Genomic DNA, 18,096 nt, shown 5'->3' on the forward strand with positions numbered 1-18,096 from the left:
ATTTTTCCGCAAAACAGAAGCTTGGCCACGGCGGCAAGCTTCTGTTTTACATCCCTCTACATCGCTTGTCTGGCTTTCCGGTACTCTCCCGGAGTGACATGTTCTTTCTTGCGGAACGAGCGAATAAAGTTTTGCGGTTTGTGGTATTGCAGCCGCTCCGCGATCTCTCGGATCGTCATATCCGTCTCGACCAGCCACTTTTTGGCCATTTCCAGTCTATAATTCATCAGGTAATCGCTGAAGGTCGTGCCATACTCCCTTTTGAAAATATTGCTTAAATAGTTCGGGTTATAATGCAGCCGGTCGGCAATTTGCTCCAGCGTCAATTCCTGATCGTATTCGGACCTGACGATCACGGCGATTTCTTCGGACAGGCAACGGAACTGTTTGTTCGTCTTGTCCTTCATGCTCCTTACCATCGGAAAAATCACCTCGTCCACCAGCATCCGTTCAATTTCTTCGGGGTTTCTCGTATCGAGCAGCACATGATACAAGGCATAATTGTCCTGTTTAAGCAGAACCTCGATGCCGAGAAGCTGCTCCAGTTGGATCAGATTGTTCACGAACCGGACTAACGCCACCTCGAAATTCATGGAGTTGTTATTTTTCTTCATCATCTCCGCCAACAGCAAATATAACGTTCGGCTGACCTGATTCTCGTCGCCGAGCCGAATGGCATCGAAGAGCTGCGACTCCAGCTCCACCGGATAGTGTAGCAGTACCGGACCGGAGATGACCCGTGAAATATCCTCGTAGAAAATGATCGATTCCTTGCCCAAATTGAGGCGGTGATGCAATGCCTGCTTGCCCATTTCGCAGGCTTCTTTACTTTTCAGCAAGCTGTCGTACGTTTTGCTGATCCCAATGCTGATGGACACTTTTAAGTACTCTCTGGCCCTTTTCATCAAAGACGTAGCTTGTTGAAGCAATTGCTTGCGTATTTCCGGTTCGGTTCTGTCCGTAAACCTCAGGATCGTGGCCTGGGTCTTATCGTTCAGAATAATCGGAAGCATCCGCTGTTCGGGCGGAATCTGCTCCTCCACCAGTTTGTTGACCGCCAGCAGCAATATATCCTTGCCGGAGGCCTCATGTTCGCCAAAGTTATCCAATTGGATCAGCATCGTGACGTAAAGACAGCGGTCCAACTGCCGATACCCAAGCCGAGGCAGCCTCATGGCCAGTTCATCCTCCGTGACGCGCCCCCGGAACAGATTCATGATCAACTGCGTTTCAAGCTGCGGCATTTCCGCTTCCATCAAGTTCTCCAGGCTTTCTTTCTCGGTCAGTATCGTATCGATGGAATGAATAATCGTTTCGACTTCATTGGGGGAGGCGGTCCGGTCGTCCAGCGACAGGCTGCGTTTGATTTGCCGGATCGGTTTGGTGAAGTTAACGGCAAAGATGTAGGCCACAATAACAATCAAAAACGCCAAAACCGCCGCCAACGTAATAATTCCGAACTTGGTCAGCTTAAGGGCACCCGCGATTTCCTTTTGTTCCAGCAGAGTCAGGTAGATCCAATTGTTATATTCCGATTTGGCATAAATGATTTTTGAAGCATGATCGCCGAACTTGGATAAGGGCAATATGCCGGTTTGCGCAGTTTCCTTCTCGATTCGGGACAGCATGTCTTTCCATTCTTCAGAGGTCCACGCGGAGTCCGCAGGATTGCTCTCGTACATAAGCTCGCCCTGCTTATTCAATATGTACACCATGCTATCGTCTTCGGCCCGAATCGTCTGATCCAGCGTCTCCAGCGAGATGTCCGACAAGGCGACGGCTTGCTTGTTTTTGGAGAACACGGGCAGCGTATTGACAAAGCGGATTCCCGTATCCGTCTTGATCCAGAACAGGCTCTGGTTTTGGTTTTCGACATAGGTTTGGATCAGTTCTTCCCGTTCTTCTTCGCCTAGCTTCGTCAGTCTGCCGTTGGATATTTTCCAGTCTTGCACCAGGCTGATCAGCGCGTATTCCGTTCGATCCATGCCCATCGTGGCAATGTAGTTAAGTTGGCTATTCACGTTCCGGTACGCGATGAAATCCTGTACCGTGATCGGATTTTTGACGACCTCGCTAAACGACGTCGTTGTGCTGTACGTGTCAAACGCATATTCGATCGAACGGATCTGCTGCTCCAAATTGTTTTTGGTCTGTGCGATAAAGTTTTGCTTGCTGCCGGCAATCCGCTCATTCACGGAATTGACGGTGCTGAAATAGATGTAACTGGCAAAGCTGGCCACAAGACCGATTCCGAGAATGAGGATAGGAATGAATATTTTATAGAACAATCTTCCTTTGTGCATATGCGCTACTCCTTTACTCCAATGATCACTTTATTATAGCGCTTTCATAAATTGACGAACAATAACTATTTTAACGTGTGCATATCACAAAATCGTTGACTTATCCAGGAAAGTGAGACTACAATGTAATCGTTAAATCCAATCATTATTCCAGATGGAAGAGGTCCTATGGTCACAATCAAAGACATCGCAAAAGTCGCTGGCGTTTCGCATACGACGGTTTCCAGAGCGCTGAACGGCAATCCGCTCATCAAGAAAGAAACCCGGAGCAAAATTGAAAAGATCGCCGCCGAATTGAATTATGTGCCGAATTACAGCGCCAAAAGTCTCGTTTTGAAAAAGTCGTATACCATCGGATTGTTTTTCTCAAGCATCGATCAGGGAACCTCAGCCAGCTTCCTTGTTGATGTCATTAAGGGAATCAACCATGTTTTGGATGAAAATTATAGTTTGACTGTGCACGGGATCGACAGCATCAAGCATTTGGACGGCATCTCGCCGCACCGTTTCGACGGGATTCTGGTAATGAGCCAAAGCGATGCGGACAATGAATTTATTTACCATGTCAAAAGAACGGGGATCCCTTTCGTTGTTCTCAACCGTCATCTGGAGGATCCCGGGATCATGAACGTCGTTGCCGATGACAGAGGCGGCGTGCGGGAAGCCATCGACTATGCGATCAAGCTAGGTCACCGCAAGCTGGCGATGATCGAGGGCAAAACCGGATTCAAGTCGTCCGCGGAACGCAAGCAAGGTTTTCTTGACAGCCTGCTCGTCCACAGCCTGGCTTCCAGCTCCGATTATTTTGTTACCGGCGATTACAGCCTGGAGAGCGGATACCAAATGATGAATGTTTTGCTTGCCCGGCCGATCCCTCCATCGCTCGTGTTTTGTGCCAACGACGATATGGCGATCGGTGCGATGAATGCCTGTTACGCGGCCCGGATAGCTGTTCCGGATGAGATATCCTTCATCGGCTTTGACGACATCGTGTTTGCGCGGTACACGAACCCCGCACTGACTACCGTGCGTAAGCCAATCGCGGATATCAGCGAGCTGGGTACCCTGAAACTCATCGAACTCATGCGGGAGCCGCGGACCCAACCGGAGCAATCCTTGGTAAAAACGACGCTAATGATCCGTCAAACCGTGGCGAAATTGGAAGCATGAACAAAAAACGGTTTAAAGAAGAGTTTTCTCTTTTTTAAATAAAAATGTTAACGTGTGCACTTGTATGATTAACCTTTGCTAAAGGAGAGACATGATCATGACACTAACGCTTTCCCGAACCACTTTTCCTGATTTACCCTCCTATCCCGAACGAGTAATCCAGTTCGGGGAAGGAAACTTTATGCGCGCCTTTGTGGATTGGCAACTGCAGCAAATGAACAACAAAGGGTTGTTCCAGGGCAGCGCGGTCGTGGTTCAGCCGCTCCAAACCGCCCCGAGCCATCTTTTTGCCGAGCAGGACAATCTCTACACCGTACTTTTGGACGGCATTCTGAATGGAGAAACCGTGAACGATCGGGAAATCATCACGAGTGTCAGCCGTCTTATCAATCCGTATTCGGATCATGACCGTTTCCTGGCCTTGGCGGAGAATGACCGGCTAGAGTTCATTACCTCCAACACGACCGAAGCCGGAATTGCCTACCACCCCGGAGACCGTCTGGAGGATGCGCCGCAACAGAGCTTTCCGGGAAAACTGACGGCATTGCTTTACAAGCGCTTCCAATTAGGCAAAAAGGGCTTTGTCATTATCCCCTGCGAGCTGATTGACCGCAACGGCGAGAAACTGCGCGACATCGTCCGGCAATATGCCGAGGAATGGCGTTTGGGAGCCGATTTTCTGGAGTGGCTGGACCGGGAAAATACGTTTTGCTGCAGTCTGGTTGACCGGATCGTACCGGGCTACCCGCGCGACAAGGCGGAACAGTTGGCGCAGGAGTTGGGTTACCGGGACAACCTGATGGTTGCCGCGGAACCGTTCCTGTTCTGGGTGATTGAAGGCCCTGCCTGGCTGGCCGAGCGCCTGCCTTTGGCCCAAGCCGGATTAAATGTCGTCGTCACCGAAGATATGACCCCTTACCGTGAACGGAAGGTTCACCTGCTTAACGGCCCGCATACGGCTATGGTTTCCCTCGGATTGCTGGCCGGCCTGGAAACCGTAGAGGACGTCATGAATGACGAGGTTTTCTCCGCTTTCGTCAAACAAATGATCCAGGACGAACTGATCCCTATGCTGGACCTTCCGCACCAGGAATTGCAGTCCTATGCCGAAGCGGTGCTGGAACGTTTTAGAAATCCGTCAATCCGGCATGAACTGAAGTCCATTTATCTCAACAGCATTTCGAAATTCAAGACTCGCCTGCTGCCGATCCTTTTGCGTTATCAAGCGGAACGAGGCCAGTTGCCTCCGCTGATCACGCTGGCCTTTGCCGCGCTTTTGCTTAGCTACCGGGGGGATAAGGTCAATCGGCAGGACGGCGTGGAGGTGATCGCCCGCTTCGATCGAGCCTGGGCCGCCCCGCAAACCTTCGTAACGACGATCCTGAAGGAAAACAGTCTGTGGGGAATGGATTTGACTGCCGTGCCCGATCTGCAAATAAAGCTTCAAGCATGCCTGACTTTGCTAGAAGAACGGGGAACCCGCTCGGCTTTGACACAGGCAAGGATAGGAGGAGGAGGAAGATGAAAACGCTCATGAAAATGAATCCGCGCGATACGGTCGCCGTGGCGCTCCGCCCCATTCGGGCGGGGGAAAAACTCGCGATCGACGGGCATGAACTGCAAGCGGTGAATGAGATCGCGCAAGGCCACAAAATCGCCCTCGCTCCCCATGCCCCCGGGTCGGACGTGATCAAGTACGGCTACCCGATCGGCCATGCCGAGGCCGACATCGCCGCAGGCGAATGGGTGCATACGCACAATATTAGAACCAATCTGGCAGGCGAAGAGCAATACGAATATGTGCCGGATCTCAATCCGGTCATCCATCCGAAACGCCCGCTTACTTTCGAGGGGTATCGCCGCGAAAACGGCAGGGTCGGCATCCGCAACGACCTTTATATCGTTCCTACGGTGGGATGCGTGAACGGGATCGCCGAACTGTTGATCGCCGGATTTAAGGCGGCGCATCCCGATCTCGGCCCCTTCGACAACATCACCGTTCTGAAGCATCCGTACGGCTGTTCGCAGCTTGGCGACGACCACCGGATGACCCGGAGCATTTTGCTCGATGCCGTGAATCATCCTAACGCGGGCGGCGTGCTTGTGTTTGGCCTCGGCTGCGAGAATAATATCGTCGCCGAATTCCGCGAAATGCTGGGCGATTATGACGAGAGCCGGGTGAAGTTCCTGGTCGCCCAGGAAGTTGGCGACGAAGTCGAGGCCGGACTTTCGCTGCTCGAGGAATTGTACGAGGCGGCCCGGAATGACCGACGCGAGCCGGTTCCGCTCAGCGAGTTAAATGTCGGCCTGAAATGCGGCGGGTCCGACGGTTTCTCCGGCATCACGGCCAATCCGCTGCTCGGCGCCTTCTCCGATTTTCTCGTTTCTCAAGGAGGCTCCACCATCCTGACGGAAGTGCCCGAAATGTTCGGCGCCGAAAAAATGCTGATGGCTCGGGCGGAGAACCGGGAGGTTTTTGACAAGATCGTTGCCCTGATCAATAACTTCAAGCAGTATTTCCTGTCCTACGGCGAACCCGTGTACGAAAATCCGTCGCCCGGGAACAAAGCGGGCGGCATCAGCACGCTGGAGGACAAATCGCTGGGCTGTACGCAAAAGGCGGGAACCGCTCCGGTCGTCGATGTGCTGCAATACGGCGAGAAACTGCGCAAGAAAGGCCTAAGCTTGCTGCAAGCGCCGGGCAATGATCTAGTGGCCAGCTCGGCCCTGGCCGCTTCCGACTGCCAGCTCGTCCTGTTCACGACCGGCCGCGGCACCCCGTTCGGCAGCTTTGTGCCGACCGTTAAAGTCGCAACCAACAGCGAGCTTTTTGCCAAAAAAGGACATTGGATGGATTTCAACGCGGGTCCGCTGCTGGAAACCCCGATGGAAGAAGTGTTGGAACAATTTATCGCTTACATTATCGAGGTGGCCAGCGGCCGCAAAACGCGGAACGAAGAGAACGAGGTGCGGGAATTGGCCATTTTCAAAACCGGAGTGACGTTGTAATCGCACCCTTATGGGGAAGGAGATACTGAGAATGCCGTTTACCGTGTTTATTGCCGGCGATTCCACCGCTGCGCCAAAAGGCCCTGCCGAGAAGCCGATGACCGGCTGGGGAGAATACCTGCAGGATTACTTCAGCTCTGCCGTTCGCATCGATAATCGGGCCGTCAACGGGCGCAGCACCAAGTCGTTTCTGGCGGAAGGCCGGCTGGAGGCGATCGAGCGGGATTTTCGGGCCGGAGATTATTTGTTCATCCAATTCGGCCACAATGACGGCAAACGGGAGGATCCCGCCCGTTACGCCGATCCGGAGCAAGCGTACCGGGACAATCTGGCCCGGTTTGTCGCCGCCGCCCGCCGACTGGGCGGGACGCCGGTGCTGCTTACCTCCGTCAGCCGCCGGCGGTTTACGGCGGACGGCGCCCCGGACCCGCTCGCCGTCGGCGCTTATCCGGCGGCGATGAAAGAGGTCGCTGCCGCCGGCGGGACGGCGCTGCTCGATATTTTTGCCGCCTCGCAACGGTTGTACCGGGCGCTCGGCGAAGAGGGCTCCCGCCATCTGTTCATGCATCTGCCGGCGGGAGCCCATCCGAATTATCCCGACGGCATCCGGGACGATACGCATTTCTCCGATCCCGGCGCCCGCCATATCGCCAGGCTGGTCGCCCAAGCCATCGGGCAGTCGGAAGCGCTGGGGGAACTGAGCCGGCAGATGACCGGAGCGGCGGCGGCCGATTTGGACCTCCCTTCTAGCGAACCGTAATGATGTTAAGGACAGCAAAAAAGCCATTTCCCGGCCGCTTCAGGTCAGGCAATGGCTTTTTGCGTTATCTTATCATTCCATATATGAAATGCAGCTGCGTCAAATCACCCGGTGAGCAAGGCCAACCTGTCGATTTGCTGGTATAAGCGCTCCGCCTCGTCCGCCAAGCTGGGCTGATTCAGCCGGATCGACATGGCAAGCAAACGGTCGGCTTTCTGTTTGAGCCGCTTGATTTCCATCATGACCACTTCTTGGTCCATCCCCGGATAACGTTTCACGAGCGTTACTCCTTTCGCCACATTTTCAAAAAACATCCATTGGTCTTTCTCCAATTTACTTCATTTTGCAGTAGAGTCCATTTCCGGGAGTTTTGAAATAGGACAATATTTTTCCGATCTTGATCTGGATCAAGAATAAGCCGGCGGCTGGGTGTTAACATAGGAACATACGAAATATCCGGTTCGTACGGCCGGTTCAAGGAGGAACCTATCCATGGAAAAGTTAGTGTTATCCGAGCTTCAAGACTACCAAACCGAGAAATTCACCAAACGCATCGCCTTCAAAAAGGGAGAAAGCGTCGTGTTCGTGCTGAACTTTATGCCGGGGCAAGAGCTGCCGACCCATACGCATCCGAATACCGATGTGTTTATCCTTGCCTTGCAAGGCAGCGGGGCCGTTACGGTGGACGGAGCAACCTCGCCGCTCGTTCAGGGCGAAGTGCTGCATCTGGAGGGAGCCGAAGCTTTCTCCTACCGCAATGACGGAACCGAGCCCTCCAGCCTGTACGTCGTGCTGACCAAAGTCCCTTCGCCGGAATACGCGCAAAACATTTAACGGACATGCAAAAACGGGGCGTCCTGCGGTTATCGAAATCAACCGCGGAACGCCCCGTTTGTCGTGATCATTGCGGAGCAGTCTAGCGTCCGTACCAGTAGCCGGGAAGCCCCTTCTCCAGGCGCATGAGCGCTTCCAGATAGAAATAGTCGCCCCAGATCGTGTAGTCGTCGGGCGAGGCTCCGCCACGGACGGAATAAGAGCCGTGCCGGATAAAGCCGTGGTCGCCGGAAGCCGGGTCCGGCGCATAGTTTCGCGCGAGCGAAGACATCGACCGATGCACGGCCTCCTGCAGCTCATCCCTAAGCGGATCATCCGCCGCCATATGCCCGATCAATTCCAGCATCCCGGCGGCCGCAATCGCGGAGGCCGAGCTGTCGCGCTTCGTTTCCGGGACCTGCGGAGCGTCAAAATCCCAGTAGACAACGTGGTCTTCGGGAACACGGTCGATAAAATACCGGGCCATCCGTTTGGAGGTTTCCAAAAATTCCGGCCGTCCCAAAGCGCGGTAAGCCAAAGCAAAGCCATAAATGCCCCAGGCTTGCCCCCGCGTCCAGGTGGAACCGTCGCGGTAGCCTTGATGCGTTCCTCCCCGCACGGCATCCCCGGTAAGCGGATCGAAATAAAACGTATGGTACGAGGAATCGTCCCCCCTTACCAGATAACGCCGGCTTTTTTCGGCATGGATTCCGGCAATCTCCCGGTATTTCTCCTCGCCGGTTTGCTCGAAAGCCCAGTACAGCAAAGGCAGGTTCATCAGGCAGTCGATAATGATCCGGCCGCCGTTCTCCGGGTCGTTCTCCGGCCCCCATGCCTGGATCAGCTGCGGCTTCTCCCGCCAGCGCTTCAGCAAAACGTCCGCCGCCTGCAGCGTGAGCTGTCTGGCCGCTTCGTCCTTTTCGATGATCCAACCGGCTTGGCTCGACAAGGAATACAGGAAGCCGATGTCGTGATGGTCCAGACTGGCCGGGTTCTCCTCCAGCCGGCGGCGGAAACTATCCACCGTGCGCACTGCCGCATCGCGGAACCGCCAATCTCCCGTATATTCGTAGCTGAGCCACAAAATGCCCGACCAGAACCCGTCCGTCCAATCGGTATTCGCGTTAAGCTCATAATGGCGGCCATCCTTGCTTACGTGGGGGAACTGCTCCCCGAACCGTTCGATATTGCGTTTCGTTTGCTCGACGGCTTGTTGAATCGCTTGTGCCCACATGACTCTTCCTCCAATTCGGGTTGTCTCATTGCTTTTACCCTCATTATAATTGGAGATCCATTGCGTTGAGTTGTGTGATTATATCGCTAAATTGCGATTTCAAGCGGTTTGGCCGGCCTGTACCGTTTTGTCATTTAACCTGTTATGATATAGAGAAATCTTGCTTTTATTTAACGGGAGGATCATGGCATGGAATATCGCGAATCCATGGATCTCGGAGCGGACGGCTACACGTTCGCTTATCGAACGGAAACCAGAGAAATCCATTGGAAAATGGTTCATGCCCACCAGGGAATCGAAATGCTTTACGTTCATCAGGGGGCCGGCGAGATTGCCGTGGAGGACGTCACGTATCCTTTGCAAAGCGGAACGCTTGTCTTCTTTCAGCCCTATCAGCTTCACCGCGTGGAAGTGCCCGCTCACGGGGAGGCATCCTACATTCGCACCAATCTTACCTTTAACCCGCATCTGGTTGAGCCCTGGCTGGCTGCGTTCCCGAAGCTGCGTTTCTTCTTCAGAAAAGTGTGGCGGGGCGTTTTGCGGCAGCAAGTCTTCCAACTGCAGGCGGATCAGCGGCTGCCGAATTTGCTGGAAGACTTCGAGATGCTGCGGTCGAAGGAGCCGGCAACCATCGAGGAAGAGCTGGGACTCTTCTTCCTGGCGCTGTTAAGGCATCTTCAACTGCACGTATTCGCGGACGGAGTCGCCGCCGATGCCGGGCAGGGGAAAGCGACGCAGCATGTCGAGCACATCATGGACTGGGTTGAAGCCCATTTCAAGGAGCCGTTCAGGCTGCAGCGCATCGCCGAGGATCTCCACCTGTCTCCTTACCACCTGTCGCATTTGTTCAAGCAGCATACGGGACGCACGCTGTCGGACTATATCGCGGCCCGGCGGGTCAGGGAGGCTTGCGCCCTGCTCATGTTGACCTCCAAGTCGGTCAAGCAGATCGGCCGTGAGGTGGGCGGGTTGGGAGAAGCGTATTTTTGCCATTTGTTCAAAAAATGGAAAGGCATAACCCCGCAAACCTACCGCGATACCGTCCGGCAGTTTTATTGACGTAAGGGCTTACTTCATCTTGATCTCCAAGCCGCACATGCTTAACACGTATTCGACGAACATGGCGTTGGACCAGGAGAACCACTCCCGCGTATATTTCTCCGGGTTATCCTTATGGAAGCCTTCATGCACCAACCCTGTACCGGCATCGGTCCGCTCGAACATGTCGAGCAGCGCGTTTTTCTCCGCCTCGTTCGTTGCCGTAATGCCTTGAATGGACAAGGCAATATGCCAGATATAATCGGCCGGTGTATGCGGGCTGCCGATCCCTTTGGCATAGGTTCCTTCATAGTAGTAAGGATTGCGGCGGCTAAGGATCATCCGGCGCGTGTTCAGATATACCGGATCGTCTTTGCTGCAGTAATCGAGATAAGGCAACGACAAAAGACTTGGCACATTGGCATCGTCCATGAGATTCACGCCGCCGAGGCCATCAACCTCGTACGCATACACCTTTCCGAACTCCTCGTCCTCGATGACGGCATGCCGTTCTACCCCCTGTCGGATGTCCTCCCGCAGTGCGCGCGCTTCCCCGGCGAATTCGTCGTCTCCGTAAAACCGTTCATTGATCTCCAGCAAATACCCCAGCACCACGATCGCAAACAGGTTCGACGGCACCAGGTAGCCGTATTTGCAAGCATCATCGCTGGGACGGAAGCCCGACCAGGTCATGCCGGTATAGGCGACCTTGCCCGGGAGGGTGTTGGTTTCTCCGCCGTTTTCCCTGACGAACGTATACTTCGACTGTTCCTCGTGCCGCTGTTCGGTCCGCCACGTTTGCAAAATCAACTCGGCAGCCCGCTTGAATTCCGGCGTGAAATGCTTCGTTTCGCCGGTGTTCTTCCAATACAAGTACGCCAACTGAATGGGGTAACAAAGCGAATCAATCTCGTATTTGCGCTCCCAAATCCAACCCGACATCTCGGTGAGGTCCTGGTGATGGCCGCGGTAATTGTCAAATTCATTAAAAGCGTTGGCATAAGGGTCTCTCAGAATCGACCGGCATTGCGTTCTCAGCACGCCTTCGATCACGTCCCGCAGTCCGGCGTCGTGCGCGGCCGGGATCAAATAAGGCCGAAGCTGGTTGACGGAATCCCGCAGCCACATGGCCGGGATATCCCCGGTCAGCATGAAGACGGTGCCGTCCTCATGGCGGTGAATCGTCGTTTCCAGCGTATTCTCGTAACACTTCTTGAACATATCGACGATCTTCGGGCGATGCTGCATCTTTTCTTCGACGAATGCGATGATATCGGCTTGGGTTAAGTGTTCTGTCATGGACTATTCTCCTTGTATTCGAAAAATTAGGATGTATTGCCTCCTTCCTCAATGTATCACATCCTGTTCCAAATTTTAACCCTATTTGTTATATTGAATATTTCATTTATTTCATTCATCTTCCGCCGTCTCCTTTCAGGCTTGATCTCGGACGGTGGCTTCCAGCGCGGCCGCCGCTTCCAGCAGCATCAGGCCGCTGAGCTGCACGCTAAGCTGTACCGGAAGCTGCGGCGGCGCCTTCCAATCCGGCCCGCACAGCAGCGGCGACTGCCGCATGCCTTCGCTCCACAGCCGCTTCGCATTGGCCATAATCCCTTCGGCAACGCGCGGATGATCCGGGTCCGCCCATAGCAATTCCAGCAAATAGCGGATCAGAATCCCCTTGAACAGGCCGGTATCGTCGATCCCTTCGTCGGGCAGCAGCCCGCTGTCCGGCTCGGCAAGCTCGTCGAAGCAGGCGGCCGCGGTTCGCCGGGCATCCTGCAGATAACCGGGATTGCCGGTGCATCGGTACAGTTCCACGCCCGCGCCGATGAACACCCCTTGGCAATACGTAAATTTCCAGTCCTTGTCGATCCGGCCGTCGCCCAGCCGGTTCAGGCCGTCCCAAACAAAGCCGGTCGTCGGATCGACGAGATGAGCTTTGTTCCACTCGTAAATGCGTTTAGTCCAGGCGAGATCCGCTTCACGGCCGAATCGCCGGTAAAGCCGGGCCGCCAAAATGGCGGCCGGCGCATTGGCCGGCGTATTTTTGTAATCGAGCTGGTCTTTCTTCCAGGCCATCCCGCCGCCGCAATGTTCGTTCCAGGCTGTTTGGATATCCGCCCACAGCTCCAGCGTTTTCTCCCTGTACCAGGGATCGCCCAATGCGTCGTACGCCCGCAGCAGCGCCAGCGCCGTCCATTCCATGTCGTCGTAATAATGATGGATAAACGTGCCGCCGTTATAGCGTTCCAAACTGCGGCAAAACCGCCCGATCCGCTCCGGCAGCGCGGAGTCGCCGCTTCGCTCATAGGCGTCCGTCAGCACGTCGAGGACGTGGGCCTGCCACCAGTAGTAGAAATTTTCGCCCGCCCGGCCCGCCGCGCGGGGAAACCATTGATCGAGAATGCCGGTATCCTCGTTCATATAGCAGGCGAACAAGTCCCGATGCATCTCTTCCGCCCGGGCCGCCCAAACTCCGGATGGCCTTGTCGGCTGTCTGCCTTCGCCTTCGCCTTGGTTTTCGCTCATTCCGCTTCCTCCTCCCTTTAATCCGGCAACCCGGGATGCAGTGCCGCCGCCATCTCCAGCAGCATGACCCCGCTCAGTTGCGCACTGAGCTGGACGATCTCGCCTTCGCCGGGCGCTCTCCCCCAATCGGTGGCGAAGAGCGGCAGCGCCGCCCCGTCTTGCGTCTTCCAGGCCGTTTCCGCCTGGCGGCTGATGAAAGCGGCCACTTCTTCCGGCGCCCCCGGAATTTCCCGGGCCAGCTCCGCCAAATAGCGAATCAGGATGCCTTTGAACAGCCCGGCGTCGCCGCCCCCTTCCTCCGGCAGCAGACCGGTTTCGCCGGTGGCAAACTCCTGGAGAACGACGCGAAACGTGCGAAGCGCCGCCTCCAGGAAGACCGCTTCTCCGCTTACCCGGTACATTTCCACCGAAGCTCCAATAAAGACGCCTTGGCAGTAAGTGAACTTCCAATCCTTGTCGATCGCGCCGTCCCCCGTGCGGTTCATGCCGTCCCACACCAGGCCGGTGGCCGGGTCGACCAGGTTCGCCGCCTGCCAATCGTAAATTCGCTGCGCCCAAGCCCAATCGTCCGGATCGCCAAACGCTTGGTACAACCTGGCCGCCAGGATGACGGCGGGGGCGTTGGCCGGCGTGTTTTTATAGTCGAGCTGCGATTTCTGCCAGGCGATTCCGCCGCCCATCTGCTCGTTCCACCCGGTTTGGATGTCCTGCCACAGCAGCAGGGAGGCCTCCTTGTAGCGCGGTTCACCGGTAGCCTGATAAGCGCGCAGCCAAGCAAGCGCCATCCACTCCATATCATCGTACAGCTCATTGGGCCAAGCCCCGCCGTTACGCCGAAGGAGGCCGTCGTACAGCGTTTCCAGCCGCTTGGCATACCGCCGTTCCCCCGTGCGCCGCAGTCCGTCAGCCAGCACGTCAACCGCATGCGCCATCCACCAGTAATGAAAAATCTCGTTGCACGCCCCGTTTTCGCAAGGCGTTTGAATATTGTACATCCGGATCGCTTCGTTCCAGAATCCTTCATCCAGCGCGGTCTGGGCCAGATCGGCCCGTTGCCGCCGCAAGTCGGTTTCCTTCGTGGTGGTCTTCATGTAATCTCTCCCATCTGTCCTTCTGTCCCTATCCTTTGATTCCGCTAAAGGCAATGCCCTGGATAAAATACCGCTGCAGCAGCAGGAACAATACCAGAATCGGCAGGATCGCCACCAGCGCCCCCGCCATCATCGGCCCATAGTCCGTCTGATAGTTGTACGAAAAAGCCTGCAGCCCCATCTGAATCGTGGCCTTCGCCGGATCGTTCAGCACGATCATCGGCCACAGGAAGCCGTTCCAGCCTGCTTGGAACGTGAAAATCCCCAGCGTGGCCAGCGCCGGCTTGGTCAGCGGCAAATAAATGCGCCAGAAGATTTTGAACTCGCCGCAGCCTTCGATCCGTGCCATTTCCATCATGTCTTTCGGCAGCGTCAGGAAAAACTGGCGCATGAAGAAAACGGCAAACGTGCCGGATGCTCCCGGCAAAATAATCCCCCAAAACGAGTTCATCAGCCCGTGCCCCCCGCTGCCGAACAGGTCATTCCCCCCGACCAGCGGAATATGCCGCAGCACGTAAACGCTGGGGATCATCGTGACGATTCCCGGCACCATCATGGAAACGAGCAGAACTCGGAAGAACGGCTGATTCATCCGGAAATTCAGCTTGGCGAACGCATAGCCGCTCAGCGAGCCGAAGAACAGGTTGAGCAACACGCCGACCGCCGCCAGCAGAAAGGAATTCCAGAAATAAAGCCCGAAAGGCACGGTCGTAAACGCGTTGTAATAGTGCTCGAAAGTCAGGTTGGTCGTGAACCATTTAATCGGCATGGAGAACATCTCTTCATCCGGTTTAAAGGAAGTGAGCACGCTCCAGTAAAAGGGCAAAAACATAATGACCGCGATGATGGCGCCAACCGTATAAAACAGCACATTGGCTAATCTCTTCCGCATCGGAACGCCAAATTGTACGTGACGGGTGCCGACGCCGGTTCTCGTCGTTTCTGGATTCCTCATACGATCGGCTCCTCCGCTTTGGTGATTTTCATGCTGATCATTGAAAATACGAGAATCGCCATCGCCAGCACGAACGCCTGCGCTGAGGCATACCCCATTTGCAGTTGGTTAAAGCCCTGCTGATAGATCAGGTACACCGGGGTTTTGGTGACGTTCGCCGGGCCGCCCTGCGTCAGCACGAACGCCTGGTCAAACAGCTGCAAGGCGCCGATGATCGACAGGACGCTGACGAGGAACGTCGTCGGGCGAAGCTGCGGCCAGGTGATGTAGCGGAAGCAGGCGAACCGCGACGCCCCGTCCAGCCGGGCCGATTCGTACAGGTAATCCGGCACGCCCTGGAGGCCGGCCAAATAGATGATCATATTGGAGCCGACCGACTGCCACAACGTCATGACGATGATCGACAGCATGGCCGTTTCCGTCTGCGACACCCAGGCCGGGCCGGTGATGCCGATATATGAGAGCAGCCCGTTGATCAGCCCGTATTCGGGATGCAGCATCCAGATCCACACGGTGGCCGCGGCGACGGCCGAGGTCAAGGTCGGCAGGTAATAAAACGTGCGGAACAGCTTGACCCCGCCCTTCTTTTTGTTGAGCAGCATCGCCAGCAGCAAGGAAATCAACAGATTGAGCGGCACGAAAACGACCGCGTAATAGAACACATTCATGAAAGTCTGCCAGAGCAGGGTGTCCCCGATCAGGCGGCGGTAATTGTCCAGCCCGACCCAATCGTTGCTGCTCAGCACATCATAGTTGGTGAAGCTGAGGTAAAGGGCCATCACGACGGGGATGACCATGAATACGGCAAACAACAGCATGGTTGGCGTGATGAACAGATAGGCCATTCGGGCCTGATGCCGTTCAAGCTTATGGACGGATGCCATTCTTCGCTCCCCTTTCAGAGGCCGGATTTAGTTCGCGACCGCATTTTCCGCAAGCAGCTTGTCGCCTTGCTCCTGGGCTTTTTTCAGCGTATCGTCGATCGATTGCTTGTTCTGCAGCAGCAGCTCCAGATTCGGGATCAGCGCGTTCTCCTCCATGACCGAATAACCGGGATGCGTCGGACGCGTCTTGGCGAATTCCAGCGTCTCCGTAAACGGCTTCCACAGCGGGTCCTCGGTGAAGAACGCGTCCTGCAGCGCCGGTTTGAAGCCCGGCAGGTTCAAGCTCGTCTTGGCCCACAGCAAGGCGTTGTCTTTGTTCGCCGTCCACCACTTGATGAACGCCCACGCTTCGTCCGGATGCTTGGAGCCTTGCGGAATAACGAGCCCGAAGCCGCCCATAACGCTGCCCTTGTCGCCGTTTGGACCTGCCGGCGGCGGAACGATGCCGTATTCCAGATCCTTGCCGTATTTATTGTACGTGCTCATCATCCACGGTCCGGTATACAGCATCGCGACCTTGCCGGTCACGAACGCGTCGGTCCCTTCACCGAGACCTTCCTCGAAACCGACCTTATACACTTTGTCTTCGTTCAGCAAGCGCTGCCAAAACTCCAGTACCTGCTTGCCCTGCGCATTGTTGAAATTGGTTTTGCCGTCCTCGCCGAGCATTTGCCCGCCGGCTTGCTGCAGGTACATGTTAAACAGCCCCGGATCGGCCATCGAGAAACCGGCGGTTTCGAGCTTGCTGCCGTTCCATTTCGTCAGCGTCTTGGCGGCCTGCTCCAATTCGTCCCACGTCGTCGGCGCCTCCAGGCCCGCATCCGCAAACATCTTCTTGTTGTAGAACAACGCGCGAGCATCCACCGTCAACGGCAGGCCATATAATTTGTCGCCATACGTCAGTTCCTTTAAGGACTCGTCGTAGAAATCTCCCTTGTTCACGCCGTCGCGCTCCAGGTAATCGTCGATCGGGCGAAGCACGTTTTTCGGAGCGTACAACGCCGTTCTCCAGCGGTCCCAGAACAAAATATCCGGCGATCCGCCGCTTGTCGCGGCCGTCAGAAACTTCGTGACCATATCCTGCTGCAGCACGTATTTGACTTCGATCTTGTCCTGCGACTTGTTGAAGGCGTCAACCATCGTTTCGAACTGCTTTTGCCCTTCTCCGCCCCAGTCGCCCCAGAACGTCAGCTGCACTTTCTTGCTATTGCCGCCATCTCCGCCGTCTCCGCCGCTGTCGCTGCCACTGTCGCCACTGTTTCCGCTGTTGCCGCTTCCCCCGCAGCCGGCCAGCATCGCGCCGAACAAAACCGTCGCCAGCATGACAAGCATCCACTTTTTCATCCCATAAACCTCCCCTTTTCGTATCGAATCGCATCGCAATTAAAGCGTTTTCAACAAATATAGTATATTGGTATCATATTATTATGTCAATAAGGAAAAAGGGCGATTACACTGATATATGAAATACATGCCAAACTCCTCCTCCCCTCTTTCCGACATGACAAAAAAGGCCCTTCCCGTACGGAGGTCCTTGTTTGAAAGTTTCAATTTTTACTCCATTCAGCTTCCCTTTTCGTTGCCTACACTTCCAACCCTCTGTCCTTTTCTTCCTAACAAACCGTTTATTCCATTTACTACTAACTTCTATTTACTACTAACTTCTATTTACTACTTACTTCTATTTACCTCCATCTACTTCTGCATCTACTGCTTCTGTTACTTGTGTTACTTGTGTTACTTGTGTTACTCCTGCTATTTTTGCTACTTCTGTTACTTCTGTTACTTCTGTTACTTCTGTTACTTCTGTTACTTCTACTACTTCTACTACTTCTAATTCCTCTACTTCTGCTATTCACTTCTCTTTCTCTTCACTTTCCTTCTCATTCCTCCTTCGTTCCCTCTCCCCCCTCTTTCACCTCTTTCACCTCCTTCACCTTATTGCCCCTTTCTGCCCTTTCCGCTTTATCCCCCAGGAGCGACTTAACCGTCAAATGCAAAAGTGCAGGCGATTATCGGCAAAAAGTGCTTAAGGCGGCTTTCAAATGCGAAAGTGCAGGTAATTTTCGCTCAGATCGGCTCCTTCAGCCGAATCGCCATTAATCAGATGCACTTTTGCATTACAAAAGCCCGGTAACGCAAAAATGCCGGAAATTAACTGCAGTTTTGCAGTTGACCGGCATTTGAGAACGGGAGTTGGCCGGCTCGGGGGCGTCGTTAGCTCCGTTCAGCGAAGGCCTGTAGTCGCCACCGCCTTGCAAGCCTCATCAGCTCCGCCCCATGGGCTTCTGCCGTTGTCTGCCGCCG

At 54.9% G+C, this 18,096-nt stretch carries 15 protein-coding genes; 6 read left to right on the forward strand and 9 right to left on the reverse strand.

The window, feature by feature from the left end; translation table 11 throughout:
* Nucleotides 1-56 precede the first annotated feature (56 nt).
* A complete protein-coding gene (locus ACZF99_RS18350; protein WP_483606505.1) occupies nucleotides 57-2,303 on the reverse strand; it encodes a helix-turn-helix domain-containing protein in 2,247 nt (748 codons plus the stop codon).
* Between the two features lie 168 nt (nucleotides 2,304-2,471).
* Here ACZF99_RS18350 and ACZF99_RS18355 point away from each other — a divergent pair, with 168 nt between their 5' ends.
* The 4 genes from ACZF99_RS18355 (at nucleotide 2,472) to ACZF99_RS18370 (ending at nucleotide 7,242) form a co-directional block, all read left to right on the forward strand.
* Nucleotides 2,472-3,473 carry a LacI family DNA-binding transcriptional regulator gene (locus tag ACZF99_RS18355; protein ID WP_483606506.1) on the forward strand — a complete coding sequence of 334 codons (1,002 nt, stop codon included), beginning with the start codon at nucleotides 2,472-2,474 and terminating at the stop codon, nucleotides 3,471-3,473.
* A 97-nt stretch (nucleotides 3,474-3,570) separates the two neighbouring features.
* On the forward strand, nucleotides 3,571-4,998 hold the full coding sequence (locus ACZF99_RS18360) for a tagaturonate reductase (protein ID WP_483606507.1): 1,428 nt from the start codon (nucleotides 3,571-3,573) through the stop codon (nucleotides 4,996-4,998).
* The gene (locus ACZF99_RS18365) at nucleotides 4,995-6,482 is read left to right on the forward strand and encodes a UxaA family hydrolase (protein ID WP_483606508.1); all 1,488 of its coding nucleotides are present in this window, start codon (nucleotides 4,995-4,997) and stop codon (nucleotides 6,480-6,482) included. Before ACZF99_RS18360 ends, ACZF99_RS18365 begins: the two co-directional genes overlap by 4 nt.
* Nucleotides 6,483-6,513: 31 nt before the next feature.
* Nucleotides 6,514-7,242, forward strand: a complete 729-nt coding sequence (locus ACZF99_RS18370) for a rhamnogalacturonan acetylesterase (protein ID WP_483606509.1) — start codon at nucleotides 6,514-6,516, stop codon at nucleotides 7,240-7,242.
* A gap of 104 nt (nucleotides 7,243-7,346) precedes the next feature.
* Here ACZF99_RS18370 and ACZF99_RS18375 read toward each other — a convergent pair whose 3' ends face one another.
* Complete coding sequence (locus ACZF99_RS18375; protein WP_483606510.1) at nucleotides 7,347-7,520, reverse strand: hypothetical protein; 174 nt, start codon at nucleotides 7,518-7,520, stop codon at nucleotides 7,347-7,349.
* 214 nt (nucleotides 7,521-7,734) lie between these two features.
* Between ACZF99_RS18375 and ACZF99_RS18380 the strand changes: the two genes are divergently transcribed.
* The gene (locus ACZF99_RS18380) at nucleotides 7,735-8,076 is read left to right on the forward strand and encodes a cupin domain-containing protein (protein WP_483606511.1); all 342 of its coding nucleotides are present in this window, start codon (nucleotides 7,735-7,737) and stop codon (nucleotides 8,074-8,076) included.
* An 82-nt stretch (nucleotides 8,077-8,158) separates the two neighbouring features.
* On the opposite strand, the gene ACZF99_RS18385 is transcribed toward ACZF99_RS18380, so the two are convergent.
* Complete coding sequence (locus ACZF99_RS18385; RefSeq protein WP_483606512.1) at nucleotides 8,159-9,289, reverse strand: glycoside hydrolase family 88 protein; 1,131 nt, start codon at nucleotides 9,287-9,289, stop codon at nucleotides 8,159-8,161.
* A 189-nt stretch (nucleotides 9,290-9,478) separates the two neighbouring features.
* On the opposite strand from ACZF99_RS18385, the gene ACZF99_RS18390 reads away from it, so the two are divergent.
* The gene (locus ACZF99_RS18390; protein WP_483606513.1) at nucleotides 9,479-10,348 is read left to right on the forward strand and encodes an AraC family transcriptional regulator; all 870 of its coding nucleotides are present in this window, start codon (nucleotides 9,479-9,481) and stop codon (nucleotides 10,346-10,348) included.
* 9 nt (nucleotides 10,349-10,357) lie between these two features.
* On the opposite strand, the gene ACZF99_RS18395 is transcribed toward ACZF99_RS18390, so the two are convergent.
* The 6 genes from ACZF99_RS18395 to ACZF99_RS18420 form a co-directional block, all read right to left on the reverse strand.
* On the reverse strand, nucleotides 10,358-11,626 hold the full coding sequence (locus ACZF99_RS18395) for a glycoside hydrolase family 125 protein (protein ID WP_483606514.1): 1,269 nt from the start codon (nucleotides 11,624-11,626) through the stop codon (nucleotides 10,358-10,360).
* 135 nt (nucleotides 11,627-11,761) lie between these two features.
* Entirely contained in the window at nucleotides 11,762-12,859 is a 1,098-nt protein-coding gene (locus tag ACZF99_RS18400; RefSeq protein ID WP_483606516.1) for a glycoside hydrolase family 76 protein, read from the reverse strand.
* Nucleotides 12,860-12,876: 17 nt separating this feature from the next.
* Complete coding sequence (locus tag ACZF99_RS18405; protein ID WP_483606517.1) at nucleotides 12,877-13,950, reverse strand: glycoside hydrolase family 76 protein; 1,074 nt, start codon at nucleotides 13,948-13,950, stop codon at nucleotides 12,877-12,879.
* Nucleotides 13,951-13,978: 28 nt separating this feature from the next.
* Nucleotides 13,979-14,905, reverse strand: a complete 927-nt coding sequence (locus tag ACZF99_RS18410) for a carbohydrate ABC transporter permease (RefSeq protein WP_483606518.1) — start codon at nucleotides 14,903-14,905, stop codon at nucleotides 13,979-13,981.
* Complete coding sequence (locus ACZF99_RS18415; RefSeq protein WP_483606519.1) at nucleotides 14,902-15,789, reverse strand: carbohydrate ABC transporter permease; 888 nt, start codon at nucleotides 15,787-15,789, stop codon at nucleotides 14,902-14,904. Before ACZF99_RS18415 ends, ACZF99_RS18410 begins: the two co-directional genes overlap by 4 nt.
* A gap of 27 nt (nucleotides 15,790-15,816) precedes the next feature.
* A complete protein-coding gene (locus ACZF99_RS18420; protein ID WP_483606520.1) occupies nucleotides 15,817-17,133 on the reverse strand; it encodes an ABC transporter substrate-binding protein in 1,317 nt (438 codons plus the stop codon).
* Nucleotides 17,134-18,096: the final 963 nt, after the last annotated feature.

Source organism: Paenibacillus sp. JL3B1040, from assembly GCF_057063165.1.

Excerpts from the sequence above, each read along its gene's own strand:
- ACZF99_RS18350 (WP_483606505.1), bottom strand. The coding sequence starts at position 2,303 with ATGCACAAAGGAAGATTGTTCTATAAAATATTCATTCCTATCCTCATT.
- ACZF99_RS18355 (WP_483606506.1), top strand. The coding sequence starts at position 2,472 with ATGGTCACAATCAAAGACATCGCAAAAGTCGCTGGCGTTTCGCATACG.
- ACZF99_RS18360 (WP_483606507.1), top strand. The coding sequence starts at position 3,571 with ATGACACTAACGCTTTCCCGAACCACTTTTCCTGATTTACCCTCCTAT.
- ACZF99_RS18365 (WP_483606508.1), top strand. The coding sequence starts at position 4,995 with ATGAAAACGCTCATGAAAATGAATCCGCGCGATACGGTCGCCGTGGCG.
- ACZF99_RS18370 (WP_483606509.1), top strand. The coding sequence starts at position 6,514 with ATGCCGTTTACCGTGTTTATTGCCGGCGATTCCACCGCTGCGCCAAAA.
- ACZF99_RS18380 (WP_483606511.1), top strand. The coding sequence starts at position 7,735 with ATGGAAAAGTTAGTGTTATCCGAGCTTCAAGACTACCAAACCGAGAAA.
- ACZF99_RS18385 (WP_483606512.1), bottom strand. The coding sequence starts at position 9,289 with ATGTGGGCACAAGCGATTCAACAAGCCGTCGAGCAAACGAAACGCAAT.
- ACZF99_RS18390 (WP_483606513.1), top strand. The coding sequence starts at position 9,479 with ATGGAATATCGCGAATCCATGGATCTCGGAGCGGACGGCTACACGTTC.
- ACZF99_RS18395 (WP_483606514.1), bottom strand. The coding sequence starts at position 11,626 with ATGACAGAACACTTAACCCAAGCCGATATCATCGCATTCGTCGAAGAA.
- ACZF99_RS18400 (WP_483606516.1), bottom strand. The coding sequence starts at position 12,859 with ATGAGCGAAAACCAAGGCGAAGGCGAAGGCAGACAGCCGACAAGGCCA.
- ACZF99_RS18405 (WP_483606517.1), bottom strand. The coding sequence starts at position 13,950 with ATGAAGACCACCACGAAGGAAACCGACTTGCGGCGGCAACGGGCCGAT.
- ACZF99_RS18410 (WP_483606518.1), bottom strand. The coding sequence starts at position 14,905 with ATGAGGAATCCAGAAACGACGAGAACCGGCGTCGGCACCCGTCACGTA.
- ACZF99_RS18415 (WP_483606519.1), bottom strand. The coding sequence starts at position 15,789 with ATGGCATCCGTCCATAAGCTTGAACGGCATCAGGCCCGAATGGCCTAT.
- ACZF99_RS18420 (WP_483606520.1), bottom strand. The coding sequence starts at position 17,133 with ATGAAAAAGTGGATGCTTGTCATGCTGGCGACGGTTTTGTTCGGCGCG.